Origin of the sequence: Rhizobium sp. NZLR11, assembly GCF_019685115.1 — a bacterium.
Classification (GTDB): Bacteria; Pseudomonadota; Alphaproteobacteria; order Rhizobiales; family Rhizobiaceae; genus Rhizobium.
The window spans coordinates 34502-58646 of record NZ_JABDWD010000007.1 but is presented as its reverse complement, the minus strand read 5'-3'; the positions used below and the strand labels follow the sequence as shown (position 1 = coordinate 58646).

Below are 24145 nucleotides of genomic sequence, written 5' to 3'. Positions count from 1 at the left end.
CGGCTTTCGACCATGAAACCATGGTTCAGCCGTGAATCGCGCCTAAATCAGCCGTCATCACCTGAGAAAGGGGCACATGACCGCCACCAAGGGAGAATTCTTCAATCCCGCCAAGCTTTCGTCTCGCGACAAGGCGGAAGCGACCGATCACACGGCGCGCGCCATTATCGCGGCCGAGGCCTCGGCCCGTGACAAGAAGACGGAAAAGTTGAAGGCCCTGCGTCTGCAGCAGGAGGCTGAGGCCGGACCTGAAGCAGCGCCCGCAAAGAAGCGCCGGTCGCCGGCCAAGGCGGCTGTGAAGCGGCCGTGATCCTCGGCCGCAGAACCGTTAGGCTATCCCTCTTAGACTAACCGGGCGGATGCGGTCAGCCGCCGCCCGTGCCGGCTCGGCCGAGATTGCCTCGCAGCCGATGCAGCATGTCGCGCATCGCGGCCATTTCCTCGAGCGTGCAGCCGGCGGCTTGCCCGATCGCCGTCATGATCGTATCGATCTCCCCTTTCATTGACTGACCTTCCGGGGTTAGCGACACGATCACCTGCCGCTCGTCGCGCAGGTCGCGGATGCGCTTGATCAGTCCGTTCTGTTCCAGCCGCTTCAGCAGTGGCGACAGCGTGCCGGAATCGAGATCCAGCTGCTCGCCGATCGTCTTCACCGGCAGCTCGCCGCGTTCCCACAGCACCAGCATCACAAGATACTGCGGATAGGTCAGGCCGACCCTGTCGAGAATCGGCTTGTAGGCGCGGGTGAAAGCATGCGCCGTCGCGTAGACCGCAAAGCACAACTGCTTTTCCAGCCGCTTTTCCTCCTGCGGTATCTCCATCGTCTTTATCGTGTGCGCTTTCATATCCATCATCCCTGAGGTCCGATTGTCCTCTTTTCGAATTCGAAATGCAATTTGCAAAATTCACTTGCGTACAATTTAATTGTGCAATATTAAAAGTCCAGCCCCAAACGACGGGCCAATCAAAGGAGATCGTCATGCCTATTCTCTATACGACCAAAGCCTCTGCCACCGGCGGCCGCGCTGGCCGCGCCGTTTCCGAAAACGGCGTTCTGGACGTGACGCTGACCGTTCCGAAGGAACTCGGCGGCGATGGCGCGACCGGCACCAATCCCGAGCAGCTCTTCGCCGCCGGCTACTCCGCCTGCTTCCTCGGTGCTTTGAAATTTGTCGCGGGCCAGCAGAAGGTCAAGATTCCGGAGGACACGACGGTCTCCGCCAAGGTCGGCATCGGCCCGCGTGAAGATGGCACCGGCTTCGGCATCGAAGTGGCGCTCACGGTAAACATCCCCGGTCTCGACCGCGAAACCGCCGAAAAGCTCGCCGCCGCCGCCCACATCGTCTGCCCCTACAGCCACGCCATGCGCACGTCCACCGAAGTTCCGGTCACAGTTGCCTGATCGATTCTAAAGGGAGCGGCAGCCCTATCGGCTGCCGCGACCTCGCGGGACAGGAGGCGTATCCTATTCAGCCGCTGCCTCTTCGCCATGACGGGAGCGGCGGGGCGAGGGTGCCGATTTCGGGATCTCTGCCGTCATCGATGACAGCGCCTGCAGATCGCCGCGCAGCCGCGTGCAGTTGCCATCCGGCAGCGTGCCATCAATCCCCGCATGCGTGCTCTCCCAGATTGGCAGTGCCCTTGCCAGTGCCGCCTTGCCTTCGCCGGTGAGGACAAGCAGCCGGCCACGTCTGTCCCTCGGATTCTCCACCACTGTCACCCAGCCCTTGCGCTGTAGCGGCTTCAGCGCCGCCGTCAGCGTCGTCTGGTCCATGGCCAGCAAGGCAGCGACCGGTCCCATCGGCGGCGGCTCCGGCCGGTTCAGCGACATCAGCAATGAAAACTGCCCGTTAGTCAGCCCGGCCGGCCTCAGTGCATCGTCGAACAGCCGGGCAAGCGCCCGCGCCGCGCGCTGCACATGCAGGCAGAGGCAGGTGTCGCGCACCAGCAGCGTCGTGGAAAAGGGAATCTCGATCGAATTTGACATGCTTCATTTCTATTGATATCAATGTAATTAGTCAAGGAGAAGGAGATGAGCCGGCTTCACCGGCAGGCGCCGGAGGAGGGCGCATTTCATGCAGAATGAAGTTGTTTCCCGCGAGGAATGGCTCGAAGCCCGCCGTGCACTTCTGGCAAAAGAAAAAGAGGCGACGAGGCTGCGCGATAGCGTCAACGTCGCGCGCCTGGCGCTGCCCTGGGTGAAGGTCGACAAGGATTATGTCTTCGAAACGCCTGAAGGCAGGAGGTCGCTAGCCGATCTCTTCGACGGCCGCAGCCAGTTGCTGATCTACCATTTCATGCTCGGCCCGGATTGGGATGCCGGCTGCCCCGGCTGCTCCTTCCTGTCGGATCATGTCGACGGCGCCTTGCCGCATCTGAACCATCACGACGTCACCTGGGTCGCCGCCTCACGCGCGCCGCTCGACAAGATCGCCGCCTACAAAAGCCGCATGGGCTGGAAATTCCCCTGGGTCTCGTCCTTCGGCAGCGATTTCAATTTCGATTATCACGTCTCTTTCAGCCCAGAGGATCTTGCCAAAGACAATGTCTTTTACAATTTCACTCCCATGCTGCCGGCTGATGCCAATGACGAACTGCCGGGTCTCAGCGCCTTCTACCGCAATGACAAGGGCGAAGTCTTCCATACCTATTCGAGTTATGCCCGCGGCCCGGAGGAATTGATCGGCACCCTGATGATCCTCGACCGGGCGCCGAAGGGCCGCAACGAGGACAGCACGATGAATTTCGTGCGCCGCCACGACGAATACGACGAGGCTGCCAAGACGCCATCCTGCTGTCACTGAAATAAGGCCAACATCATGCAAGGGAGAGAAGGATGTTGAAGACCGCTGAAGTGCTGAAGGAACATTCCTTCCTGGAAAGGCTGATCGGCGAATGGACCGTCACCGCACCGGAAATGTCCGGCGACGAGCCCTGGACCGAAGCCGTCCGCTCGCTGCATGGCATCTGGTGGGTTGCCGAAGGCACCGGCCGCATGCCGGATGGCAAGCAAGGCACCAGCATCCTGACGCTCGGCTATAACGCCGCCAAAGGCAAATATGTCGGCAGCTGGATCGGCAGCATGATGGACTATATGTGGGTCTACGAGGGTGAACTCGACGCCTCGGGCAACGTGCTGGATCTCTATACCACAGGGCCCGACTTCAACAGCGAAGGGCTTGCCGATTACCGCGAGCAGATTGCCTTCGTCGACGCCGATCACCGCACCTTCATCTCCAGCGTCAGGCAGCCGGATGGTGCCTGGAAACAGTTCATGGAAGCGCATTACACCCGCAAGACCTGACAATCACGGCGCTCAAGCCTAAAGGGAGAGTATGATGTCTGAGAGGCATGGAAAGTTCATCTGGTGCGAGTTGATGACCCCCGACACATCGGCTGCTGCGAAATTCTACAGTTCGGTCGTCGGCTGGAGCACTTCCGAAATGCAAGTGGAGGGCATGCCGCCCTATACGATCTTCGAGGCGAATGGCATCGGCGTCGCCGGCCTGATGGAATTTCCGGCCGAACTCGAGGGCAAGGGCATCCCGCCGAACTGGACGGGTTATGTCGATGTCGACGACGTTGACCAGTCGGCCAAGGATTTCGCCGCCAATGGCGGTTCGGTCCGCCGTCCGCCGGACGATATCCCGAGTGTCGGCCGTTTCGCCGTCGTCGCCGATCCGCATGGGGCAGTGCTCTGCATCATGACGCCGGCGCCGATGGACAAAACCTGGCCGGAACTAGCCCCCGATGCGCCCGGCAATATCGGCTGGCATGAACTCTATGCCGGCAACGGCAAAGACGCTGTCTCCTTCTATTCCAAGCTGTTCGGCTGGACGAAGGACAGCGAAATGGACATGGGTCCAATGGGCGTCTACTACCTCTTCGCCCACAACGGCAAGCAGATCGGCGGCATGATGACCAAGCCGGAAAACATCCCGATGCCGTTCTGGAGCTATTATTTCATCGTGCCGACCCTCGATGCCGCGATTGAACGCGTCACCTCAGGCGGCGGCAAGGTCGTCCACGGCCCGATGGAAGTCCCCGGCGGCAGCTGGATCATCCAGGCCATGGACCCACAAGGCGCCTTCTTCTGCCTGGTCGCACCGAAGCGGTAGTTTTGGGCTGCTTTTGGCGTCGTGCCACCGGCCCCCTCATCCGCCCTCACGGGCGGCTGAGGGGGCTGCACGGCACACCCTCAAACCCCACTCGCCACCGATGCAAAAAAACCTTCCGGGCTCCCCATCTCCACCAGCCGCTTCCTCTCGATCAGCCAGAACCGGTTGCCTACCGCCCGCACGAAACTGCGGTCGTGCGATACCAGCAGGCAGCTGGCTTCGTGCGCCATCAGCTCGCTCTCCAGTGCTTCCTGTCCCTCGATGTCGAGGTGGTTGGTCGGCTCGTCGAGCAGGGTGAAGTTCGGTTCGGTCAGCCTCAGCACCAGCATGCCGAGCCGCGCCTTCTGGCCGCCGGAAAGCTGGCCGATCGGTTTTGCCTGCATGTCGATCGTCATGCCGGCACCGGCAAGCAGCGCGCGTGCCCGCTGATCGCCGACATCGAAGCGGCGGATAATCGTGCCGATCGGCGTGTCGGTGTCGGCAAGATCGGCAAGCGCCTGGTCGCCATAGCCGAGAACCAGCGACGGCGTCGCCTTGATGCTATCGCGCGCGGTCTCCGGTCTTTCGATCGCCTGCTTCAGCATCAAGACCAGCCGCGACTTGCCGGCGCCGTTCAGGCCGAGCAGCACGATCCGGTCGCCCTGGCAGATGAATTGCCGGCCGGTCTTGAACAGCAGCGTTCCATCCGGCGTCGTCACCGCCGCATCCTCCAGCGTCACCAGCACCTTGGCATGCGTGCCGCGGTTGGTAAGCCGGATGGCGCCGGCCGAGCGCTCGAGATGCGCCGGTTTTGCTGCATCCTCCAGCTTCTCCGCCCGCTGTTTCAACTGCTTGGTCTTGACGACGAGCAGGTCGCTGCCGGAGTTGATGCCGATATTGTTGAGCTTGGCCGCCTGCCTGCGCAATTGCTCCGCCACCTTGATGTCACGCTCATAACGCCGGGCTTCGGATGCGTCGGCCTCGTCGAGGGCGGCGCGGGCCCGGGTATAGGGCAGGGCGAAGACCGGCGATTGCTCCGGCCGCAGGAATAGCGTCCGGTTGGTCGTCGCATCGAGGAAGGCGCGATCGTGGCTGGAGAGGATAACCGGCACGTCGCGGGGGAGCGCATTCAGCCAGCCCTCCAGCTGCGCGATCTTTTCGAGGTCGAGATGGTTGGTCGGCTCGTCGAGCAGCAGCACGTCGGGTTCGCTGACCCAGCTGTGGGCAAGCATGGCAAGCCGCTGCCAGCCGCCGCTCAACTGCTTCAGCGGCCGCCGGCGCATGACCTCCGGCACCTCGAGCGATTCCAGCACCACGTCGACGCGCCAGCTTTCGCTTTCGGCCTGATCGGCAGGCAGCGCCTGCAGCACCGCATCGTAAAACGGCGTATCGAACATTGCGGGCGGCACATTCTGCGCGACATGGCCGATAGTCAGCCCTCGCGCTTTGGTGATCTCGCCCTCGCTTGGTTCGAGCGCGCCGGTGATACAGGCAAGCAGCGTCGATTTTCCCCGCCCATTGGCGGCGACAAGGCCGATGCGGTCGCCGGAATTGACGACGAGATTGAGTTTGGAAAACAACAAATTGCCCAGCGTCACGCCGAGATTGCGGATAGCGATGAGTGTCATGATCGTTCTCTGGTCCTGATCGGGTATCGCGCGCGACCCGGGGCGTTCAACCATCACGGGATTGCGGGAAATTGGCCCGGGAAATTACAGGAATGCGCGCTCGAACCTTAGGATACGGCGCCGCATTGGCCACGAAGGGCAGACCACGAGGAGATGTCGAGAAACGGTCTCTGGTCAGCCCTGCAAACGCATTTGCAGGGCGTTGACGGGACCACGCTGGCGATTAAACCGAAAATAATATTGCATTACGTGATCCTCCTTTCTCGAACGGTTGCAGGATTGAAATAACATCGCCCGCAGAAAGAGGCAAGAGAACCGCAGCAGCCGGGATTTCCGGTGGCGCTGGCGGCGTCGGTGATCGACGCCAACGCGAGCCTCATCCTGAGGTGCCCCGCAGGGGCCTCGAAGGACGAGGCGGGTGCACTGGCGGTTGTGGACACAAGGAGCAGCGGCGAGCGCGTCCTTCGAGGCTTCGGCCTTCGGCCTGCGTGGCTGTCTCTCTGCGACTACCCCACCAGATCACCGCCCGCCAGCTCCAGCCGCCGTTCTATCCCGATGCTCTCGAGAAACGTTTCGTCATGGCTGACGACCAGCAGGGCGCCGTCATAGGCGCGCAGTCCGGCTTCGACCGCTGATATCGAGTCGGTGTCGAGATGGTTGGTCGGCTCGTCGAGGATCAGCAGCGGCGGCGGTGCTGAACCGAGAACGCAGGCAAGGCCGGCGCGCAGCAATTGCCCGCCGCTGAGCGTCGAAACGGCCTGCAGCGCCGCATCGGCCCGGAACATGAAGCGGGCAAGGGCGGCCCGGCAGGTGTTTTCATCGGAATGCGGATTGATCCGGCGGAAATTATCGCGGATCGAGGCTGAGGGATCGAGAAGGCTGACCTTCTGATCGAGCATCGCAAAGTCGGTCAGCACGGTGACCGTGCCGGCCCAGGGCTTGAGTTCGCCGGTGATAAGCGAAAGCAGCGTCGTCTTGCCCGAGCCGTTGCGGCCGGTGACGGCGATCCGTTCAGGCCCCGTCACATCGAAGGAGAGATCGCGGATGACGGGGTCGCCCGGCCGATAGCCGGATGTCACACGATCCACCCTCAGCACCATCTTGCCGGCCGCCAGTCCGGTCGGCGGCAGGGTCACCGACAGGGGCTGCAGGATCTCGATTTTCTCGCGCGCAGCCTTTCCCTCGTCCAGCGCTTGGGCGCGCCGGCGCTCGGCAAGGCGGACATTGTCGCCACCCGTCGTTTCGCTGCGCTCCTTCATGCCGCCGAGCATAATGCGCGGGATGCCGCCCTTGGCGGCCATTTTCCGCCCCGTGCTGTCCCGATGCGCCTGACGTTCCACCGTCGCCTGCGCCTTCCTCGCGACCTCGGCCATGCGTTTCTCGGCATCGGCGAGATCGTGCTCCGCCGCCGCAAGCTCCAGCGCTTTGCGCTGGCGATAATGGCTCCAATTGCCGCCGTAGCGCGTGGCACTAAGCGATGTCAGTTCGACGATCGCATCGACGCTTTCAAGCAGTTCCCGGTCATGGCTGACGATGATCGCGCCGGCCCGCAAGCTCGAAATCAGCGCGATCACCGCCTCGCGGCCATCGCGATCGAGATTGTTTGTCGGCTCGTCGAGCAGCAGAAAATCCGGTTCGGTGAAAACAAGCGCGGCAAGCCCGGCCCGCGTGCGCTGCCCGCCGGAAAGCGCGGCAAGCAACGTCTGCGGTGGCGCGTCGAGCCCGGTGCGATTGAGTGCTGCGGCAATGCGCGCTGGGAGCATCCAGTCCGCCGATACAAGCTCGTCGGCCGTTGCCTCACCGGCTTCGGCGCGCTGGAGAACGCCAAGCGCATCCGTCACGCCGAAGAGATCGGCTATGGATTCATCGGCCGCCACCTGCACGCTTTGGCGCAGGATGCCGAGGCTGCCGCCGACCGATACGGTTCCCGAATGCGGCTTGATCTCACCGGAGACGAGCTTTAGCAGCGTCGTCTTGCCGACGCCGTTGCGCCCGACGAGACCGATGCGCTCCGCCCCGAAACTTAGATCGAGATCGGAAAAAAGCGGCCGCCCGTCAGGCGCGGACCATGAGACTTGGGAGAGGGTGATTGATGCAGGCATGGATATGGATTTCTCCGTTGGCAAGGCGAACTGGCGTTGCGATCGGGTTGAAATCCATTGCGGCACACATCCTGTTGAAATGGTCGATGGCAGGTAATCTAGGGAATAAACGCTTCCGAATCAAGGCGGGGAACGATCTTGCCTCCCTGCTGGCGGGCGTCCGAAGGACGGGTCGAGACCCGTGGCTCGACCCCGGTCGGTGCCGGCAGGTGGATGAGGGCCATGTCGCCCGTGAAAACCCTACCGCTTCAGGCTCCCCAATATCCCGCGCACCAGCGCCCGGCCGACTTGCGTCGCCACCGTGCGGGCCACGCTCTTCATTGCCGCTTCCACCACCGTTTCGCGTTGGTAACCGGAGGCTCGGCCGCGCGATTGGCCGCGGTCCTTGTCGTCGTCATTGCTGCCGCCGAAGCCCGGCAAGGTCCAGCCGGAGGTGGTGGTGCCCGGCTGCTCATGGGCGGCGTCGTCTTGCGCCCGCTTGGCGGCATCGGCATCGGCCGCTTTCCTGGCGCGCGCGGCCAGTAGCTCGAAGGCGGATTCGCGATCGATGTCCTCGTCATAGACGCCAAGGACCGGGCTCCGGTCCATGATCTGCTGGCGCTCGGCATCCGTTACCGGCCCGACGCGGCCGGATGGCGGGCGGATCAGCGTGCGCTCGACGATCGAGGGGGCGCCCTTGGCCCCCAGCGTCGAGACCAGCGCCTCGCCGGTGCCGAGATTGGTGATGACGGTGGCGCAATCGAAGGCCGGGTTGGGGCGGAAGGTATCGGCCGCCGTTCTCACCGCCTTCTGCTCGCGCGGCGAATAGGCGCGCAACGCATGCTGGGCGCGGTTGCCGAGCTGGGCGAGCACCGTTTCCGGCACGTCGAGCGGGTTCTGCGTCACGAAATAAACGCCGACGCCCTTGGAGCGGATCAGCCGCACCACCTGCTCGACCCGTTCGGTCAGCACCTTCGGCGCGTCGTTGAAGAGCAGATGCGCCTCGTCGAAAAAGAAGACCAGCTTCGGCTTGTCCGGGTCGCCGACTTCGGGCAGTTCCTCGAACAATTCCGATAGCAGCCAGAGCAGGAAGGTGGCGTAGAGTCGCGGGTTCATCATCAGCTTGTCGGCGGCCAGCACGGAGATCTGGCCGTAGCCGTTATTGCTGGTGCGCATGATGTCGGAGATCTTCAGCGCCGGTTCGCCGAAAAAATGCTCGGCGCCCTGCTGTTCGAGAACGAGCAGCGCCCGCTGGATCGAGCCGACCGAGGCCTTGGAGATCAGCCCGTACTGATTGGAAAGCTCGGTGGCATTCTCGCCCATATAATTCAGCAGCGAGGTGAAATCCTTGAGGTCGAGCAGCGGCAACCCGCCCTGGTCGGCGATCTTGAAGGCGATGTTGATGACGCCTTCCTGCGGTTCGGAAGCATCCATCAGCCGGGCGAGCAGCAGTGGCCCCATCTCGGCGATCGTGGTGCGCACCCGGTGGCCCTTCTCACCGAACAGATCCCAGAAAATCACCGGAAACTGATCGAATTCATAGTCGGTGAAGCCGATCTGCTCGGCCCGCTTGGTGAGGAAATCCTTGGGCTCGCCCTTGGCGGCAATGCCGGAAAGGTCGCCCTTGATATCGGCGGCGAAGACCGGCACGCCGGCCCGCGAGAAGCCCTCGGCCAGCACCTGCAGCGTCACCGTCTTGCCGGTACCGGTGGCGCCGGTGACGAGGCCGTGGCGGTTGCCGAACTTCAAGTCGAGATATTCCGGCTTGTTGATGCTGTCGTCGGGATTGCGGCTCGCGCCGATGAAAATCTTGCCATCCTCGATCATCCGCAAATGCTCCCTTCGGCTATGCCGGTCTTTGTTGAGAAGGCTGGCTCCTGCCGCCTTCATCGAACCATCGTTTCCCTGTTATAAGCAGGCTGGCGGATGCGGACAACTGTTTGCATCGAAAGCAAAACTGGACAATGTGCCGCCGTGCGCGCCCGGCTTGAGTTGCGCTCGAATCTCGAATAACGTTGACGTTAACGTCAAAATAACAGGAGGCTGACGATGAATGAAATTGTGACCCAGATCGCCGATCGTGTGGGCATTGCGCCTGATCTGGCCGAAAAGGCGCTCGGCATGATGCTCGGCTTCCTGCAACGCGAGGCCGCTGATGGCCCTGTCGCCCGGATGATCGAAGCAATCCCCGGCGGCGCCGATCTCGTCGCCCAGTACAATGGCGCAAGTGCTGGCGGTGGCGGTCTGCTCGGCGGGCTGATGAGCTCGCTCGGCGGCGGCGGCATCATGGGTCTCGGCCAGCAGCTGATGGGCGAAGGCCTCGGCATGGGCGAGATCACCTCGCTCGCCAAGGAAACCATCGCCATCGCCAAGCAATATGCCGGCGAAGAGGTGGTCGACGAAGTCGTTGCCTCCGTCCCGGGCCTCAGCCAGTTCGTCTGAGACGAGAGATCGGCAGGAGCCTCGCTTCGTTGCGGGGCTCATTGCTCTCGTGCCGGAAAAACCGGGGTGAACAGCAACGTTGCCTCTCGAATGGAAGGAGAGCCGGATGACCGTCTGGCGCCCGTCGCAGCAGATCAGGGTGAAGGTGATCGGCCTCGCCTGGCGGGAAGACCGGTTGCTCGCCGCGGAGGTCGAGGAAGATAGCGGCCGCATCAAGGGTGTTCGCCCGCTCGGCGGCGCGATCGAATTCGGCGAAAGCCGCGAAGAAGCGCTGCACCGCGAATTTAGCGAGGAACTTGAGACGGCGATCCGCATCGTCGGTCCCTGGCTCCTGCTTGAAAACATCTACGAGCATCATGGCGAGACCGGTCACGAATTCATCTTCGCCGCCGAAATCGAACTGGCGGATGCATCGCTCTATGAGCGCGACGAAATCCGCTATTCCGAACTTGACGAGACGGCGGCGACGGCGCGCTGGTTCGGCCGCGATACACTGCGTGACGCCGGCATCGATCTCTATCCGACAGGCCTCGACAGACTGCTGTCACGCTGGCGCGATTGAGCTGGAAACACCGCCGGTGCAAGGCTCCCATACAGCGCGCCAAACTTTGATCGTCAGTGACGGTAACGAAGGAACAACGAGGTCGTATTCGCTGTTCTATCAGCATCGCTGAAATCAGAAGGAATAGCATCATGCGCAGGTTTATTGCAGCAACGACGATCGCTCTCCTCAGCCTCTCCGCCCCGGGTCTTGCCCAGTCGAACATGGGCATGGACGCCAGCGGCCGGATCGACGGCACGCCGCCGCTCGGCACCGCGCCGGGCGTCGAAACACAAAGCGGACTGATCATCCCGCTCGACTCGATGGAAACCGGCAGCATTAACGACAATGGAACGTCGAGCGGTCGCGTCGACTGGGCGCGCTGCCCGCCGCGCAAGACCCGTGGAGCGCTTGCGACCGAGGGCGGCAACAGCGGCGCCTCCACCAGCGCCGCCTGCCGTGACAACGGAAAGCAATAGAGAAATTCCAGCAAAAGTGTGAAGCGGTTTTGCGTTCGGAATTGCGTAAAACAAAGAGCTAAAGCGCGTCGCATGAATCACGTTAACTGCGACGCGCTTTAGCGTTGGGGAAGGGCGCTATTTACCGTCCTTCTTGTCATGGTTCAGGATGACACCGAGTTCATGCCACCGCCGCCCGTCACGCTGGATAAGCTGGTCGGCGCAGGCCGGTCCCATGCTGCCCGGCGCGTAGGCCTCGGGCACGCTCTCATCCGTCTCCCAGATGTCGAGGAAGGGCTGCACCGCCGCCCAGCCGGCCTCGATGCCGTCGGCGCGCTGAAACAGCGTCTGGTCGCCGATGAAGAGATCGTAGAGCAGCGATTCATAGCCGGTGGTCTTGCCGATATCGAACTTGTCGGCATAGCGGAAGTCGAGAGAGACCGGCGTCGTATCGACCGAAAGCCCCGGCGACTTGATCGAGATTTCCATGCTCATGCCCTCGTCCGGCTGCACCTGGATCACCAGCCGGTTCCGCGGCAGGCGGCTCTGGACGTCGGTCTCGCGAAACTGCGCGAAGGGCACAGGCTGGAAGGTGATGACGATCTCGGTGTCGCGCGCCGTCAGCGCCTTGCCGGTCCTGAGGTAGAAGGGCACACCCGCCCAGCGCCAGGTATCGGCATAGAGCTTCAGCGCCACATAGGTCTCGGTCCGGCTGTCGGGCGAAACGTCCTTGCTATCGCGATAGGCCGGAAGCGCAGCACCGTTGAGCGGGCCGGCGGCATAGGCGCCGCGAACGCCATGTGTCTTTGCCTCCTCGGGCGTATAGATGCGCAGCGCCTTCAACACCTTGCTCTTCTCGTTGCGGATCGCTTCGGCATCGAAGCTGTTCGGCGGTTCCATGGCGATCATCGCCAGGAGCTGGAACAGATGGTTCGGCACCATGTCGCGCAGCGCGCCGGTCGCATCGTAGAATTTGCCGCGGCTGCCGACATCGACGATCTCGGCGGCAGTGATCTGCACATGGTCGATGTAGCGGCTGTTCCACAAAGACTCGATCATCATATTGGCAAAACGCGCCGTCATCAGGTTCTGCACCGTCTCCTTGCCGAGGAAATGGTCGAGCCGGTAGACTTGGCTTTCCGCGATCTGGGCGAGGATTTGCGCATTGAGCGCCTTGGCGGAGGCGAGATCGGTACCGAATGGCTTTTCGATGGCGACGCGACGGAAGGTGCCGTCCTTTTCATCGGTCAGGCCATGGGCGGCGAGCTTTTCGACGATCGAGCCGAAAAAGGATGGCGGCACCGCCAGATAGAAGGCGGCATTGGCATCCGGCCCCAGCCGCTTGCCGATCTCGGTGAAAATTTCGACCTTGGTGAAATCGCCCGCCATATAGGAAATGCGCCGGCGCAGGCTTTGCCAGGCCTCGTCTTTCACCGTCGGCTGTTCGCCACTGAGATGATTGAGAAATTCGTCGAGCCGCCCGCGCAGAAACGCGTCGTCGCCCGGTTCGATGCCGACGCCGAGAATATGAAGATCGTCGCCGACGAGGCGCTCACGCGTCAGGTTGATGATCGCCGGCACCAGCAGGCGGCGCGTCAGGTCTCCCGTGGCGCCGAAGATGACGAGGGTGACCGGCGGGGTAGGGGCAGCGTTCATGTGTGTCATCTCCTGAGATTTTCGGGCCGACTATTTCGGGCCGACTATAATGCGCATCGGTTTCGCCGCAACATATGAGGGCGGGGATAACAGGCATTTGACACTATCTGAGGCGGCCTGGGTGCCGAGGCTCCTCATTCGGCTGCGGTCCGAACCGGAGAGCAATGATTAGCCTCCGGTTACCCCTTCACCGCCACTATGAAAATCCGCGGAAACCGCAGCAGCACCCGACCATCCGACATCTTCGGATAGGCCTTTTCCACCCGCGCGAGATAATCCGCCAGGAAGGCCTGGCGATGCTTTTCGCCGGCATGGGTGAGATAGGGCATCAGCCCGGTGCCCTTCACCCATTCGACGATCGCCGCCGCATCCGCCATCGGATGATTGTAGGTGGTGTGCCAGATATCGACGCGCGCGGCTTTGGCGATCAGCTTGGAATAATAGGCCGAAGGCGGGGCCAACGCCTGGCGGCGCACGCTCTTTTCCTCGAAGGCGGCCTTCCAGGCCCCCGCATGCGCCGTCTCCTCCATCATCAGATGCGAGGGTTCGCCAAGATTGTCGGGCATCTGCACCGCCAGCACGCCGCCTGCGGAAAGCCCGTCCATCAGCCGGTCGAAAATATCGAGATGATCGGGCAGCCATTGGAAGACCGCATTGGCAAACAGCAGGTCGGCCGGCTCCGTCGGCTGCCAGCTGCCGAGATCGGCTTCGACGAAGGCCGTGCCTGGAAGCCGCTTGCGGGCCGCCTCCAGCATGTTCATGTCGCTATCGAGACCGGAGACGCCGTCGGCCCCATAGCGCTCGATGATCAGTTCTGTCGAATTGCCCGGCCCGCAACCGAGGTCGACAGCGCGGCGAAGGCTTTGCAAAGGCACCTGCGCCAGAAGATCGCGCGCCGGTCGTGTGCGCTCATCCTCGAATTTCACATATTGATGGGCGGACCATGCCATGGGCGGTACCTCCTGATGTTGTGGCCGTCGAGCTTGACGATCTTATAGGCGATGCAAGCGCCCGCCGACCTTCACTCCGCAGACACAAGTATTTTGTCCACGCGCCTTCCGTCGAGATCGACGACTTCGAAGCGCCATCCGCCTCTCGTGAAGCTCTCACCCAGCTCCGGCAGATGTTTCAACTCTTCCAACACCAGGCCAGCCACGGTCTGATATTCGAGATCGTCATCGAGCTTGAGATTCAAGAACTCGGCGAATTCGTCGATCGGCGTCCAGCCGGACACCAGGTACGAACCGTCGTCTCGACGAGCGATGGCCTGCTCGTCGATAGGTCCCTCCTGGAGCGCCCCCATGATCGCTTCCAAAATGTCACCCGACGAGACAATCCCCTCGAAATGGCCGTACTCGTCAAAAACCAGCACCATGTGGACTGGCGATTTCCTGATGGCTTCAATCACATTGATCGCCGTTGAAAGGTCTGAAACCACCGGGACGTCTTGCGTCAGAGCCTTGATATCGGCAGTGCCGTGTTCCGACATCGAGTCGTAAAAGTCCTTGACCGGAAGGATGCCGATCACCTCGTCCGAACTGCCTTTCCGAACCGGCAGCCGAGACCGTTTCGTCCGGTGCAACTGAGTTCGAATTTCATCAAGGCTGTCGTCGATATCGATAATTTCGACGTCTCGTCGCGGCGTCATAAGCGCTCGGGCGGTGCGGTCCGCCAGGCGCATAACGCCGGATATCATCGCGGACTCTTCGCTTTCGATAACGCCGGCCGACTGCGCCTCGGCCAGAACAGTTTTGATCTCTTCGTCAGAGACGTTATCGCCACCTTTTCCGGCTTGGCCCAAGAGCTTGAGCACAAGATTTCCGGAGGCGTTCAGAAGCCACACGAGCGGCAGCGCGATTTTTGAAAGCACCGCCATAGCCGGTGCGACCTTCGCTGCAACGGCTTCGGGTTCTCGCAACGCGATCTGCTTTGGAACAAGTTCGCCGACAATCAAAGAAAGATAGGTGATTGCCACGACGACTGAACCGACGCCAATCGCGTCGGCGACCGTCGATGACATTCCCTGTGTCTCCAGCCATCCGGTCAAGCGGCTGCCGAGCGTGGCCCCTGAGAAGGCGCCCGAGAGAACACCGACCAGTGTGATGCCAATCTGAACCGTAGAGAGAAAACGACCGGGGTTTTCGGCAAGTTTGATTGCTTGCGCTGCACCCTTGCTCCCATGGTCAGAGAGAACCTTGAGGCGGGCTGTTCGAGAAGACACAACAGCCAACTCCGACATGGCGAGCACACCATTGACGATGGTGAGAAACGCCACAATTCCAATTTCCAGAAACACAGGGACCCTATTCGTTGAGGTTTCAATGCCGCATCGACAAGGCGACGCAGCGAGGTGTTCGACGAGGCGCTACATACGCGTCGCCCATCGTCATTCCGTCGTCGTATTACATCAGTGTCGCTTCCATCGGTCCTCAGAATTCCGTGAGGCGGCAAGCCCGACCCGGGTGGAAGGGTCGGAAATGCGGTCGAAAAACATCCGTGATTCGGCAAGAGCCGGCTATGCGGCGGCGCGTCGTTCGCAATGATCTGGAAGCAGGCCGCTCTCTGCGGGATGTACCCTGGGCGGGGCGGACACGAAGCCGCCTACAGTGGTCGCCAGCTTCCTCGGCCGGAAGATCTCGGCTGGAACGGGCGGAACTTGTACTGGATGGGTCGCTGTCAGGCATGTCGCAATTTTGGCGGTGAAACGGTGCCGGCGCAAGAGGCACCGGGCAAAAATCCTCATAGCCTACTGATGTGACAGTTTTGAAAACGGCGGCAGTACCGCGTTCTGATTGAAGGTTTTAAAAGTATTGTTCGTGTTTCCGCATGATGCCGAAAGCCGCTCGAAGCGGCCCGGCATCACGCGCTCGCGCCATCAAGCCGCCAGAATGGTGATCCCGTAAGCATTGGCCGCCGCGGTCATGCGGGCGATGGTCTCAGGCGAGGGGGCTTTCAGCGGCTCGGTCGTGCCTTCCGCTTCGATGAATTCGGCCATGTCGCGATCGACGATCGCGGAAAAGACAGCCGGGGCTGTCCCGCGGTTGGAATAGCCGTGCACCATGAAGGGCGGAATGGTGACGATATCGCCCGCGCCGGCCTCGATCTCTTCGGGGCCGTTGTCGGTGAGCCGCCAGATCGTCAAACGTCCCGCGAGGATGCGAAACACTTCCGGGCTCGCATGCGCGTGTTTCGGGGTGCGGCTGCCGGGCGGCACGGTGACGTCGAAGATGTTGAGCCAGGTTCCGCGGATACGGACCTGTCGCTCGATCCGGTCGCCGAGGACGAAAAAGCGCTTCGCGCCTTCGCCGGCAGGCATTGTCACAAATGAGTTGGACATCATGTCCCTTTCTTTTTTCGGGCTTTTCTCCCGGGGCTTTTTCTTGCGGGCGCAGCCGTTAGACCTTTGCACCGCCTTTGACAACAGCCTTGTTACCGAAGGCACCGTCGCCACATAGCTCGGGCATGGGACATGCCTCACGAAGCTGAGAGGCTGATATCGGTGCGACGGATCTATTTCGCAAGGTCCGCCAGCGCTGTGCCAGCCGTGCGGAAAGACAGGGCTGCGGCGTTTCGAAAGGCTCCGCGCCTGTAATACCGCCGACACAGAAGGGGCGCATAGAACGCGGCGGCTGTTCCGGCCGTCCCTTCACGCCGTCACGGCGTCATCGATGGAGCGCATCCATGTCTTCTCTTCCCGTCGTCGGCGCCGCCATGACGCTCGTTGAGCTCGAGCTTCACCGAAGCTGGCTCTTCGAAAAGTCCCGCGATCTCGAATTGCAGAGTTTCGTCGATGCCGAGGTTCTGAACGGCGACTGGGCGCCGCTCGCTGCGCGCGCCCGCAGGCTTCTCGACGGCCATACCGGCCGCCTCGGCATTCACGGCCCGTTCTGGGGTTTTACCATCGCCTCGGAAGATCCGGATATCCGCGCTGTCGTCACCCGGCGGCTGCTGCAGGGCCTCGACGTCTGCGCCGCCATCGGCGCGACGCAGATGGTCGTCCACAGCCCTTACACCTCGTGGTCTTACAACAATCTCGACAACAATGACGGTGCCCGAGGGGATCTGGTCGAGCGCGTGCATCTGACGCTGCGTGACGCCGTCAGACGCGCCGAGGATATCGGCTGCACCATGGTCATCGAAAACATCGAGGACAAGGATCCCAGCATCCGCGTGGCGCTGGCCGAAAGCTTCAATTCGCCCGCCGTCGCCGTCTCGATCGATACCGGCCACGCCCATTATGCCCATGGTTATACCGGCGCGCCGCCTGTGGATTATTACGTCAAGGCCGCCGGCAACCGCCTGCAGCATGTCCATCTGCAGGATGCCGACGGCTATGCCGACCGCCACTGGAGCCTCGGTGAAGGCTCGATCCACTGGCACGCCGTCTTCGCAGCCCTCGCCAAGCTCGAAAGCAATCCGCGCCTGATCATCGAGATCAAGGACAAGTCGAAGATCCCGGCTTCCGCGGCCTATCTCGCCTCGATCGGCTTGGCCGAATAGGGTTCGTTGTCCGCCCATTCCCTCTTCTCCCCAGCGGGGAGAAGGTGGCCCGAAGGGTCGGATGAGGGGGCCGCACGGCACGCCATTCATGATTGCCCTTCGCATCCGCTCCGTGCATTCGCGGCTTCGCCGCTCACCCCCTCATCTGCCTGCCGGCATCTTCTCCCCGTTGGGCAGAAGGCAATCGTGGCGGCACCTTACTCCCTCCTGTGCTTGCCACAGGCGAGAGGGTGGAATTCCCTCATGAAAACCGGGTGATCACACTGATCCCCGTCGCCTCTGCCTTGTCGAGCGCCATCAGCGCCGGCACGGCCTCCTCCAGGCTGACCCGACGTCCGATCAGCTTCTGCGGCGCGATCTTGCCGGCGGCGAGCATCGACAGCATGGCGTCGTAGCGCCAGGCCTGCATGCCGTGGCTGCCGTAGATCTCCAATTCGTGGCCGATCACCTGCGCCATCGGAATCTGCGGCGTGGCATGTTCGCCGAGCATCAGCCCCACCTGCACATGCCGGCCGCGCCGGCGAAGATTCTTGATCGAGTTGAAACAGGTGGCGGGATGGCCGAGCGCGTCGATCGAGACATGCGCGCCACCCTTGGTGATCTCGCGCACCGCCTCCGCCACGTCGGCGACGCCTGAGGCATCGACCGTTGCCACTGCCCCGCATTCTCTGGCGAAGGCAAGTTTCTCCTCGGAGATGTCGATGCCGATCGCATTCGCCCCGAGTGCGGTGGCGATCATGATCGCCGACAGGCCGACGCCGCCGCAGCCATGCACGGCGATCCATTCGCCGGGTCCGGTCCTCGCCTGGTCGGCGACGGCTCGAAACGAGGTGGCGAAGCGGCAGCCGAGGCTTGCCGCCGTCGCATCGTCGATCGTATCGGGCAGATGCACCAGATTGGTGTCGGCATAATCGATCGCCACATATTCGGCGAACGATCCCCAATGGGTGAAGCCCGGCTGGAACTGGTTGGGGCAGACCTGCTGGTTGCCGGAATGGCATTCGCTGCAATGGCCGCAGCCGGAAACGAACGGCACGGTCACCCGGTCGCCCATCTTGAAACGCATCACGCCGCGGCCGGTGGCGACGATCTTTCCGGCAAGCTCGTGCCCCGGCACATGCGGCAGGCGGATATCGGGGTCGTGTCCCATCCAGCCGTGCCAATCGCTGCGGCAGAGCCCGCTGGCGCCGACCGATATGACGACGCCGTCCTCGGAAGGCGTCGGATCGGGCAGGATGCGAATCTCGGGCGCCTGTTCAAAGGCTTCGTAGAACATGGCTTTCATCGGTGTCTTCCTTGTTCAGTGATTGCGCCCATGATGCATCCGCCAAGCTGCCATTCCAACATCCATTCCCATCACTTTTGCTGATGCACCCATCGCTCAAGTCACCGTTGTCGCGCACGAAAATTGCGGCCAGGCGTCATCCTCCGGCATTTTCTTGCTTCCATGTTTCCGGTCTGGATTTATCCTTGACCCGGCTTGCCGACGGGGTTTTTGCTCAACCAGCTTTTTAGGGAGGGCAGCATGGCCGTCGATACATCACCGCGTTCAACCACCTGGACTCACGTCGACGGGGAATGGCTCCCCGGCAATCCGCCGCTGATCGGGCCGACCTCGCATGCCATGTGGCTGGGCTCGACGGTCTTCGACGGCGCCCGCTGGTTCGACGGCATTGCGCCGGATCTCGACCTGCACTGCCAGCGCATCAACCGCTCGGCGCTGGCCATGGGCCTGAAACCGGTGAAATCGGCTGAGGAAATCGCCGCACTCGCCTGGGAGGGTGTTGCCAAATTCGAGGGCGCGACGCCGATCTACATCAAGCCGATGTATTGGGGCGAACATGGTTCGCCGGGCAGCGTCGTTTCCGTCGATGCGGAATCGACCCGCTTCGCACTCTGCCTGTTCGAGGCGCCGATGGGCGGCCATGGCGGCACCAGCCTCACCGTCTCGCCCTATCGCCGCCCGTCGCCGGAAACGGCGATGACCGAGGCGAAGACCGGCTCGCTCTATCCGAACAGCGGCCGGATGATCGCCGAGGCCCGCAGCCGCGGCTTCGACAATGCGCTGGTGCGCGATCTCAACGGCAACGTCGTCGAGACCGCCTCCTCGAATGTCTTCCTGTTGCGTGACGGCGTGGTGATGACGCCGGCCGCCAACCGCACCTTCCTGGCCGGCATCACTCGCGCCCGAGTCATGGGCCTTTTGCGCAAGGCCGGTTTCGACGTCGTCGAAGCAACGCTGTCGGTCGAGGACTTCCTCGCAGCCGACGAAATCTTCACCACCGGCAACTATTCCAAAGTCGTCGGCGTCACCCGCCTCGACAGCCGCGATTTTCAGGAAGGCCCGGTCACCCGCAAGGCGCTGGACCTCTACATGGACTGGGCCCACGGACGAAGCGAGAGTGAAGAGTGAGAAGTCGCTGCAATCGATCCAGTCAATCGATTGCAGCGACGAACGCCCGAAGCGCAAGCGACGGGCTGGCGCGATCCCGCCGGCAAATCCCAGCCTGCGTCCACCCCCCTCTGCCCTGCCGGGCATCTCCCCCACAGGTGGGGAGATCGGCAGGAGGTCATGCCTCGCTCTAAAATGACGACGTCTGTAAGGCCCGTTGTCTGGGGAAACCATCGCCCCATCCGATCTCTCCCCTTGTGGGGAGATGCCCGGCAGGGCGGGGGGGGTGCCATCGACCCCCGAGCCCATTCTAAAAAAATGTGAGAGCAGGCCTGCTTCAGGCCCTCACGTCATCCACTTCCGATGCTCCGCAAATCTCTCCGCCAACAGATCGATGAACAGCCGGACCTTGGTCGGCAGGTGGCTGCGGTTGGGGTAGACGGCGTTGATGTTGAATTCCACCGGCCGGTAGTCGGGCATGATCTTCACCAGCCGCCCTTCGGCGATGTCGTCGAACACCACGAAGCTCGGCGCCAGGAAGATGCCCTGCCCATTCAGCGTCAGGAAACGCAGCATTTCGGCGCTGTTGGAGACGACGTTGCCGCCGATCTTGACACTCTCCTGCTTACCCTCGCCATCCTCGAAGCGCCATTCGTCGCCATAGGGGTAATAGGCATATTGCAGGCAATTGTGATCGGCGACCTCGGCCGGGCTTTTCGGCATCGGGTGGCTCTCGAAATAGGCCGGCGAGCAGACCAGCATATGGCGCCAAGGCGTCAGCTTGCGGGCGACCAGCGACGAATCCGGCGGCGGCACGGTGCGCATCACCAGGTCGTAGCCGTCTTCGATCATGTCGACCATCCGCTCGCCGACGCTGAAATCGAGCGCGATCGACGGGTAAAGCTCCATATATTCGCTGACGACAGGCAGCAGGAACCGCACGATGGCGCTGCTGGTATAGACCTTCAGCGTGCCGCGCGGCGTCGTGTTCAGCGCCCCAGCCGTCCGATCCGCCTCGTCGAGTTCGGCGAGGATCTGCGACGAGCGCTCATAGTAATATTTGCCGGTTTCCGTCAGGCTGACCTTGCGTGTCGTGCGGTTTAGCAGCCTGACGCCGAGCCGGTCCTCCAGCGATTGCACGTGATTGCCGACCATGGTCACGGACATGTTGAGCCGGCGCGCGGCAGCGGAAAACCCGCCGCATTCCACCACGCGGCCAAAGACGGCGAGGCTTGTCAGTCGATCCATATTGTCTCCGGATTATCCGCTGAGAGTTGATGATCCTTCCCGATATAAGCAGATTATCAGAATGATTGGCAGGGTGCATTTTCCTTCGCATCGAACAGGGCCCCGCAGAAACGGGGCGACAGACGAAGGAGAAGGACGATGGTCGAGTTACCCCGCAAGGATGTTTTCGAAACTGCCGGACAGGCCGAGTTGATCTTGGCTGACGAAACCGCCCGGGCGCCCGTCGCCGAGGCGGCTCCCATGCCGGTCGCCGAAGCGCCGGTTTCCGACGCTCCCAAAAAGGCCGGCCGCGCGATATTCAAGCGCGCCGTCGTTGCCGCCGCGCTGCTTGCCGGCGTCGCCTTATCAGGCGATTTCGGCTACCGCTACTGGACGGTCGGCCGCTTCATCGAATCCACAGACGATGCCTATGTGAAGGCCGATTACACCACCGTCGCCCCGAAGGTCGCCGGCTATATCAGGCAGGTTCTGGTCAACGACAACGACGCGGTCAAGGCAGGCCAGGTTCTTGCCAGCATCGACGATCGTGATTTCCAGGCCGCACTTTCCCAGGCGAGAGCCAATCTGAAGGCGGCCGAAGCCGCCATCGCCAATATCGATGCCCAGATCTCCCTGCAGCAGTCGGTCATCGGGCAGGCGAGGGCGACGATCGATGCTTCGCAGGCCTCGCTGGATTTTGCCGTCTCCGACGCCGCCCGCTCGGCCCGCCTCATCAGCAATGGCGCCGGCACCCAGTCGCGCGCCGAACAGACCCAGTCGGCCCGCGACCAGGCAGCTGCCGCCGTCGAGCGCGACCGGGCGGCGCTCGTTGCGGCGGAGAACAAGGTGCCGGTGCTCCAGAGCCAGCGCGAACAGACGGTCGCCGAGCGCGACCGGGCAGCTGCGGCGGCCCAGCAGGCCGAACTCAATCTGTCCTATACTGATATCGTCGCCGCCGTCGACGGCACGGTCGGCGCCCGGTCGATCCGTGTCGGCCAGTATGTCACCTCGGGCACGCAGCTGATGGCGGTGGTGCCGCTGCATGCCGTCTATGTCGTCGCCAATTTCAAGGAAACGCAGCTGACCTATGTCCGTCCCGGCCAGTCGGTCGAGATCAAGGTCGACAGCTTTCCCGATATATCGATCAAAGGTCATGTCGACAGCGTTTCGCCGGCAAGCGGCCTGGAATTCTCGCTGCTGCCACCGGACAATGCCACCGGCAACTTCACCAAGATCGTCCAGCGCATCCCGGTCAAGATCGTCATCGACGACCAGGCGCTGAGCGGCCTGTTGCGCTCCGGCATGTCGGTCGAGCCCGAAATCGATACCAAGGCTGCCCAGAGCGGGGCTGTTCAGGCGTCCAAGGCAGCCGAGGGGGGATTATCCAGCCACGCTGGATGATCCTTCTCCAAATTCCCGAATTATCACCCGAACCTCGTCATGAGACAGTTTTCCGCAAGAGCCGGAAGGAGATACGTCATGGCCACTCTTCAGATCGCCGCCAACAGCAATTCGCGCAAGCCCGCCGCTGCAGCGCCCGTGCCCGCAGCCCTGAGCCCGCTTCGCATGTGGACGGCCGTTGTCGGCTCGACGCTCGGCGCCTTCATGGCGGTGCTCAACATCCAGATCGTCAATGCCTCGCTTGCCGATATTCAGGGCGCCATCGGCGCCGGCAGCGATGACGGCGGCTGGATCTCGACCTCCTATCTGATTGCCGAGATCGTCGTCATCCCCTTGAGCGCCTGGCTGGCGCGGGTCTTTTCCCTGCGCAACTATCTGCTTGTCAACGCCATCCTCTTCCTGATCTTCTCCATCGCCTGCGCCTTTGCGGCCAACCTGCAGCAGATGATCATCCTGCGCGCCATTCAGGGCTTTTCCGGCGGCGTGCTGATCCCGATGGCCTTCACCATCATCATCACGCTGCTGCCCAAGGCCAAGCAGCCGATCGGCCTTGCCCTCTTTGCCCTGTCGGCCACCTTCGCGCCGGCGATCGGCCCGACGATCGGCGGTTACCTCACCGAGAACTGGGGCTGGGAATATATCTTCTACGTCAACCTGGTGCCGGGCGCGCTGATGGTCGCCATGCTGTGGGCCTCGCTCGACCGGGCGCCGATGAACCTGAAGCTGCTTGCCAAGGGTGACTGGCCCGGCATCGCCACCATGGCGATCGGGCTCGCAGCCCTGCAGACCGTGCTGGAAGAAGGCAACAAGGAAGACTGGTTCGGCTCCGATTTCATCCTCCGCCTGTCGGTTATCGCCGCCGTGTCGCTGACCCTGTTCATCGTCATCGAGCTAAGGGCGGCCCATCCGCTCCTCAACCTGCGCCTGCTGCTGCGCCGCAACTTCGGCTTCGGCATCGTCGCCAACTTCCTGCTCGGCATCGCGCTCTATGGTTCGGTCTTCGTGCTGCCGATCTATCTGACCCGCATCCAGGGCTATAATTCCGAGCAGATCGGCATGGTGCTCGCCTGGACAGGCATCCCGCAGCTGCTGCTGATCCCGCTGGTGCCGCAGCTGATGAAACGGTTCGACGTTCGGCTGCTGATTATCGTCGGCTTTGCCCTCTTTGCCGCCTCGAACTTCATGAACGTGCATATGACCGGCGACTATGCGAGCGACCAGCTGTTCTGGCCGAATATCGTCCGCGCCATCGGCCAGGCGCTGGTCTTCACCCCGCTCTCGGCGATCGCCACATCAGGCATCGAGCAGGAGAATGCCGGTTCGGCTTCGGCGCTCTTCAACATGATGCGCAATCTCGGCGGCGCCGTCGGCATCGCCTCGCTGCAGACCTTCCTGTCGAAGCGCGAACAGTTCCACTCGAACATTCTGACCAACTCGGTCTCGGTCTTCGAGGAAGCCACCCGCGATCGTATCGCCAGGCTCACCGGCTACTTCATGAGCCACGGCGTCAGCGACCAGGCGCTCGCCGGCCACAAGGCCGTCGTCGCCATCGCGCTCAAAATACGCAAGCAGGCCAATATCATGGCCTTCAGCGACACCTTCTTCCTGCTCGGCGTCGCCCTCGTCGTCGCCCTGGTTGCAAGCCTGCTGCTCAGGAAACCCGGTCAGCTCTCAGGTGGCGGTGCTCACTAACCCCCGCGCGCCCTTAAGGAGGACAACGCC

The 24145-nt window shown here is 62.4% G+C and carries 23 protein-coding genes; 12 read left to right on the top strand and 11 right to left on the bottom strand.

What is annotated here, in order from left to right; genetic code table 11:
* The first annotated feature begins 76 nt into the window (after window positions 1–76).
* The gene (locus tag HJB83_RS13960) at window positions 77–310 is read left to right on the top strand and encodes a hypothetical protein (RefSeq protein ID WP_164010655.1); all 234 of its coding nucleotides are present in this window, start codon (window positions 77–79) and stop codon (window positions 308–310) included.
* Window positions 311–365: 55 nt separating this feature from the next.
* On the opposite strand, the gene HJB83_RS13955 is transcribed toward HJB83_RS13960, so the two are convergent.
* The gene (locus HJB83_RS13955; protein WP_207583445.1) at window positions 366–854 is read right to left on the bottom strand and encodes a MarR family winged helix-turn-helix transcriptional regulator; all 489 of its coding nucleotides are present in this window, start codon (window positions 852–854) and stop codon (window positions 366–368) included.
* Window positions 855–979: 125 nt separating this feature from the next.
* Between HJB83_RS13955 and HJB83_RS13950 the strand changes: the two genes are divergently transcribed.
* The gene (locus tag HJB83_RS13950) at window positions 980–1402 is read left to right on the top strand and encodes an organic hydroperoxide resistance protein (protein ID WP_003580247.1); all 423 of its coding nucleotides are present in this window, start codon (window positions 980–982) and stop codon (window positions 1400–1402) included.
* A gap of 63 nt (window positions 1403–1465) precedes the next feature.
* Here HJB83_RS13950 and HJB83_RS13945 read toward each other — a convergent pair whose 3' ends face one another.
* On the bottom strand, window positions 1466–1987 hold the full coding sequence (locus HJB83_RS13945) for a MarR family winged helix-turn-helix transcriptional regulator (protein WP_207583446.1): 522 nt from the start codon (window positions 1985–1987) through the stop codon (window positions 1466–1468).
* Window positions 1988–2075: 88 nt separating this feature from the next.
* Between HJB83_RS13945 and HJB83_RS13940 the strand changes: the two genes are divergently transcribed.
* From HJB83_RS13940 to HJB83_RS13930, 3 genes are read left to right on the top strand one after another with little or no spacing between them, the layout of a single operon-like run.
* A complete protein-coding gene (locus tag HJB83_RS13940; RefSeq protein ID WP_207583447.1) occupies window positions 2076–2804 on the top strand; it encodes a thioredoxin family protein in 729 nt (242 codons plus the stop codon).
* 32 nt (window positions 2805–2836) lie between these two features.
* Complete coding sequence (locus HJB83_RS13935; RefSeq protein ID WP_207583448.1) at window positions 2837–3304, top strand: DUF1579 domain-containing protein; 468 nt, start codon at window positions 2837–2839, stop codon at window positions 3302–3304.
* Window positions 3305–3338: 34 nt separating this feature from the next.
* The gene (locus HJB83_RS13930) at window positions 3339–4118 is read left to right on the top strand and encodes a VOC family protein (protein WP_207583449.1); all 780 of its coding nucleotides are present in this window, start codon (window positions 3339–3341) and stop codon (window positions 4116–4118) included.
* A gap of 80 nt (window positions 4119–4198) precedes the next feature.
* Here the strand turns inward: HJB83_RS13930 and HJB83_RS13925 are convergent, their stop codons facing one another.
* The 3 genes from HJB83_RS13925 to HJB83_RS13915 all read right to left on the bottom strand — a co-directional run bounded on the left by HJB83_RS13925 (window position 4199) and on the right by HJB83_RS13915 (window position 9633).
* Window positions 4199–5725 carry an ABC-F family ATP-binding cassette domain-containing protein gene (locus HJB83_RS13925; RefSeq protein WP_221132150.1) on the bottom strand — a complete coding sequence of 509 codons (1527 nt, stop codon included), beginning with the start codon at window positions 5723–5725 and terminating at the stop codon, window positions 4199–4201.
* 506 nt (window positions 5726–6231) lie between these two features.
* Window positions 6232–7827 (bottom strand): ABC-F family ATP-binding cassette domain-containing protein, encoded by a 1596-nt coding sequence (locus tag HJB83_RS13920; protein ID WP_221132149.1) that lies wholly within the window; start codon window positions 7825–7827, stop codon window positions 6232–6234.
* A gap of 240 nt (window positions 7828–8067) precedes the next feature.
* Complete coding sequence (locus tag HJB83_RS13915) at window positions 8068–9633, bottom strand: helicase HerA-like C-terminal domain-containing protein (RefSeq protein WP_221132148.1); 1566 nt, start codon at window positions 9631–9633, stop codon at window positions 8068–8070.
* A gap of 222 nt (window positions 9634–9855) precedes the next feature.
* Here HJB83_RS13915 and HJB83_RS13910 point away from each other — a divergent pair, with 222 nt between their 5' ends.
* The 3 genes from HJB83_RS13910 (at window position 9856) to HJB83_RS13900 (ending at window position 11268) form a co-directional block, all read left to right on the top strand.
* Window positions 9856–10248, top strand: a complete 393-nt coding sequence (locus tag HJB83_RS13910; RefSeq protein WP_207583454.1) for a hypothetical protein — start codon at window positions 9856–9858, stop codon at window positions 10246–10248.
* 106 nt (window positions 10249–10354) lie between these two features.
* Window positions 10355–10810, top strand: coding sequence for an NUDIX hydrolase (locus HJB83_RS13905; protein ID WP_207583455.1), 456 nt, complete (start codon window positions 10355–10357; stop codon window positions 10808–10810).
* A gap of 131 nt (window positions 10811–10941) precedes the next feature.
* Window positions 10942–11268, top strand: a complete 327-nt coding sequence (locus HJB83_RS13900) for a hypothetical protein (protein WP_207583456.1) — start codon at window positions 10942–10944, stop codon at window positions 11266–11268.
* A gap of 117 nt (window positions 11269–11385) precedes the next feature.
* Here HJB83_RS13900 and zwf read toward each other — a convergent pair whose 3' ends face one another.
* The 4 genes from zwf to HJB83_RS13880 form a co-directional block, all read right to left on the bottom strand.
* Window positions 11386–12903, bottom strand: coding sequence for a glucose-6-phosphate dehydrogenase (gene zwf / locus HJB83_RS13895; protein ID WP_207583457.1), 1518 nt, complete (start codon window positions 12901–12903; stop codon window positions 11386–11388).
* A 179-nt stretch (window positions 12904–13082) separates the two neighbouring features.
* Window positions 13083–13853 (bottom strand): trans-aconitate 2-methyltransferase, encoded by a 771-nt coding sequence (gene tam / locus HJB83_RS13890; protein ID WP_221132147.1) that lies wholly within the window; start codon window positions 13851–13853, stop codon window positions 13083–13085.
* A gap of 71 nt (window positions 13854–13924) precedes the next feature.
* Window positions 13925–15199 carry a hemolysin family protein gene (locus HJB83_RS13885; protein ID WP_207583460.1) on the bottom strand — a complete coding sequence of 425 codons (1275 nt, stop codon included), beginning with the start codon at window positions 15197–15199 and terminating at the stop codon, window positions 13925–13927.
* Window positions 15200–15778: 579 nt separating this feature from the next.
* The gene (locus HJB83_RS13880) at window positions 15779–16243 is read right to left on the bottom strand and encodes a cupin domain-containing protein (RefSeq protein ID WP_221116993.1); all 465 of its coding nucleotides are present in this window, start codon (window positions 16241–16243) and stop codon (window positions 15779–15781) included.
* Between the two features lie 341 nt (window positions 16244–16584).
* On the opposite strand from HJB83_RS13880, the gene HJB83_RS13875 reads away from it, so the two are divergent.
* Window positions 16585–17403 (top strand): sugar phosphate isomerase/epimerase, encoded by an 819-nt coding sequence (locus tag HJB83_RS13875; RefSeq protein WP_221132146.1) that lies wholly within the window; start codon window positions 16585–16587, stop codon window positions 17401–17403.
* A 241-nt stretch (window positions 17404–17644) separates the two neighbouring features.
* On the opposite strand, the gene HJB83_RS13870 is transcribed toward HJB83_RS13875, so the two are convergent.
* Window positions 17645–18688, bottom strand: a complete 1044-nt coding sequence (locus tag HJB83_RS13870) for a zinc-dependent alcohol dehydrogenase family protein (RefSeq protein ID WP_207583464.1) — start codon at window positions 18686–18688, stop codon at window positions 17645–17647.
* Between the two features lie 240 nt (window positions 18689–18928).
* Between HJB83_RS13870 and HJB83_RS13865 the strand changes: the two genes are divergently transcribed.
* A complete protein-coding gene (locus HJB83_RS13865) occupies window positions 18929–19816 on the top strand; it encodes a branched-chain amino acid aminotransferase (protein ID WP_207583465.1) in 888 nt (295 codons plus the stop codon).
* A gap of 324 nt (window positions 19817–20140) precedes the next feature.
* Here the strand turns inward: HJB83_RS13865 and HJB83_RS13860 are convergent, their stop codons facing one another.
* Window positions 20141–21043, bottom strand: coding sequence for a LysR family transcriptional regulator (locus HJB83_RS13860; RefSeq protein WP_207583466.1), 903 nt, complete (start codon window positions 21041–21043; stop codon window positions 20141–20143).
* Between the two features lie 138 nt (window positions 21044–21181).
* On the opposite strand from HJB83_RS13860, the gene HJB83_RS13855 reads away from it, so the two are divergent.
* Together HJB83_RS13855 and HJB83_RS13850 are read left to right on the top strand one after the other, a co-directional pair.
* Window positions 21182–22423: an HlyD family secretion protein gene (locus tag HJB83_RS13855; protein WP_221132144.1), complete on the top strand. Its 1242-nt coding sequence runs from the start codon at window positions 21182–21184 to the stop codon at window positions 22421–22423.
* A 78-nt stretch (window positions 22424–22501) separates the two neighbouring features.
* Window positions 22502–24115, top strand: a complete 1614-nt coding sequence (locus HJB83_RS13850; RefSeq protein WP_207583468.1) for an MDR family MFS transporter — start codon at window positions 22502–22504, stop codon at window positions 24113–24115.
* Window positions 24116–24145: the final 30 nt, after the last annotated feature.

What these genes read in the sequence shown, in the direction of transcription:
- HJB83_RS13875 (WP_221132146.1), top strand. Translation starts at nt 16,585, where the DNA reads ATGTCTTCTCTTCCCGTCGTCGGCGCCGCCATGACGCTCGTTGAGCTC.
- HJB83_RS13960 (WP_164010655.1), top strand. Translation starts at nt 77, where the DNA reads ATGACCGCCACCAAGGGAGAATTCTTCAATCCCGCCAAGCTTTCGTCT.
- HJB83_RS13900 (WP_207583456.1), top strand. Translation starts at nt 10,942, where the DNA reads ATGCGCAGGTTTATTGCAGCAACGACGATCGCTCTCCTCAGCCTCTCC.
- tam (WP_221132147.1), bottom strand. Translation starts at nt 13,853, where the DNA reads ATGGCATGGTCCGCCCATCAATATGTGAAATTCGAGGATGAGCGCACA.
- HJB83_RS13940 (WP_207583447.1), top strand. Translation starts at nt 2,076, where the DNA reads ATGCAGAATGAAGTTGTTTCCCGCGAGGAATGGCTCGAAGCCCGCCGT.
- HJB83_RS13855 (WP_221132144.1), top strand. Translation starts at nt 21,182, where the DNA reads ATGGTCGAGTTACCCCGCAAGGATGTTTTCGAAACTGCCGGACAGGCC.
- HJB83_RS13850 (WP_207583468.1), top strand. Translation starts at nt 22,502, where the DNA reads ATGGCCACTCTTCAGATCGCCGCCAACAGCAATTCGCGCAAGCCCGCC.
- HJB83_RS13870 (WP_207583464.1), bottom strand. Translation starts at nt 18,688, where the DNA reads ATGAAAGCCATGTTCTACGAAGCCTTTGAACAGGCGCCCGAGATTCGC.
- HJB83_RS13915 (WP_221132148.1), bottom strand. Translation starts at nt 9,633, where the DNA reads ATGATCGAGGATGGCAAGATTTTCATCGGCGCGAGCCGCAATCCCGAC.
- HJB83_RS13950 (WP_003580247.1), top strand. Translation starts at nt 980, where the DNA reads ATGCCTATTCTCTATACGACCAAAGCCTCTGCCACCGGCGGCCGCGCT.
- HJB83_RS13865 (WP_207583465.1), top strand. Translation starts at nt 18,929, where the DNA reads ATGGCCGTCGATACATCACCGCGTTCAACCACCTGGACTCACGTCGAC.
- HJB83_RS13930 (WP_207583449.1), top strand. Translation starts at nt 3,339, where the DNA reads ATGTCTGAGAGGCATGGAAAGTTCATCTGGTGCGAGTTGATGACCCCC.
- HJB83_RS13945 (WP_207583446.1), bottom strand. Translation starts at nt 1,987, where the DNA reads ATGTCAAATTCGATCGAGATTCCCTTTTCCACGACGCTGCTGGTGCGC.
- HJB83_RS13920 (WP_221132149.1), bottom strand. Translation starts at nt 7,827, where the DNA reads ATGCCTGCATCAATCACCCTCTCCCAAGTCTCATGGTCCGCGCCTGAC.
- HJB83_RS13860 (WP_207583466.1), bottom strand. Translation starts at nt 21,043, where the DNA reads ATGGATCGACTGACAAGCCTCGCCGTCTTTGGCCGCGTGGTGGAATGC.
- HJB83_RS13955 (WP_207583445.1), bottom strand. Translation starts at nt 854, where the DNA reads ATGATGGATATGAAAGCGCACACGATAAAGACGATGGAGATACCGCAG.
- HJB83_RS13935 (WP_207583448.1), top strand. Translation starts at nt 2,837, where the DNA reads ATGTTGAAGACCGCTGAAGTGCTGAAGGAACATTCCTTCCTGGAAAGG.
- HJB83_RS13910 (WP_207583454.1), top strand. Translation starts at nt 9,856, where the DNA reads ATGAATGAAATTGTGACCCAGATCGCCGATCGTGTGGGCATTGCGCCT.
- HJB83_RS13880 (WP_221116993.1), bottom strand. Translation starts at nt 16,243, where the DNA reads ATGATGTCCAACTCATTTGTGACAATGCCTGCCGGCGAAGGCGCGAAG.
- HJB83_RS13905 (WP_207583455.1), top strand. Translation starts at nt 10,355, where the DNA reads ATGACCGTCTGGCGCCCGTCGCAGCAGATCAGGGTGAAGGTGATCGGC.
- HJB83_RS13925 (WP_221132150.1), bottom strand. Translation starts at nt 5,725, where the DNA reads ATGACACTCATCGCTATCCGCAATCTCGGCGTGACGCTGGGCAATTTG.
- zwf (WP_207583457.1), bottom strand. Translation starts at nt 12,903, where the DNA reads ATGAACGCTGCCCCTACCCCGCCGGTCACCCTCGTCATCTTCGGCGCC.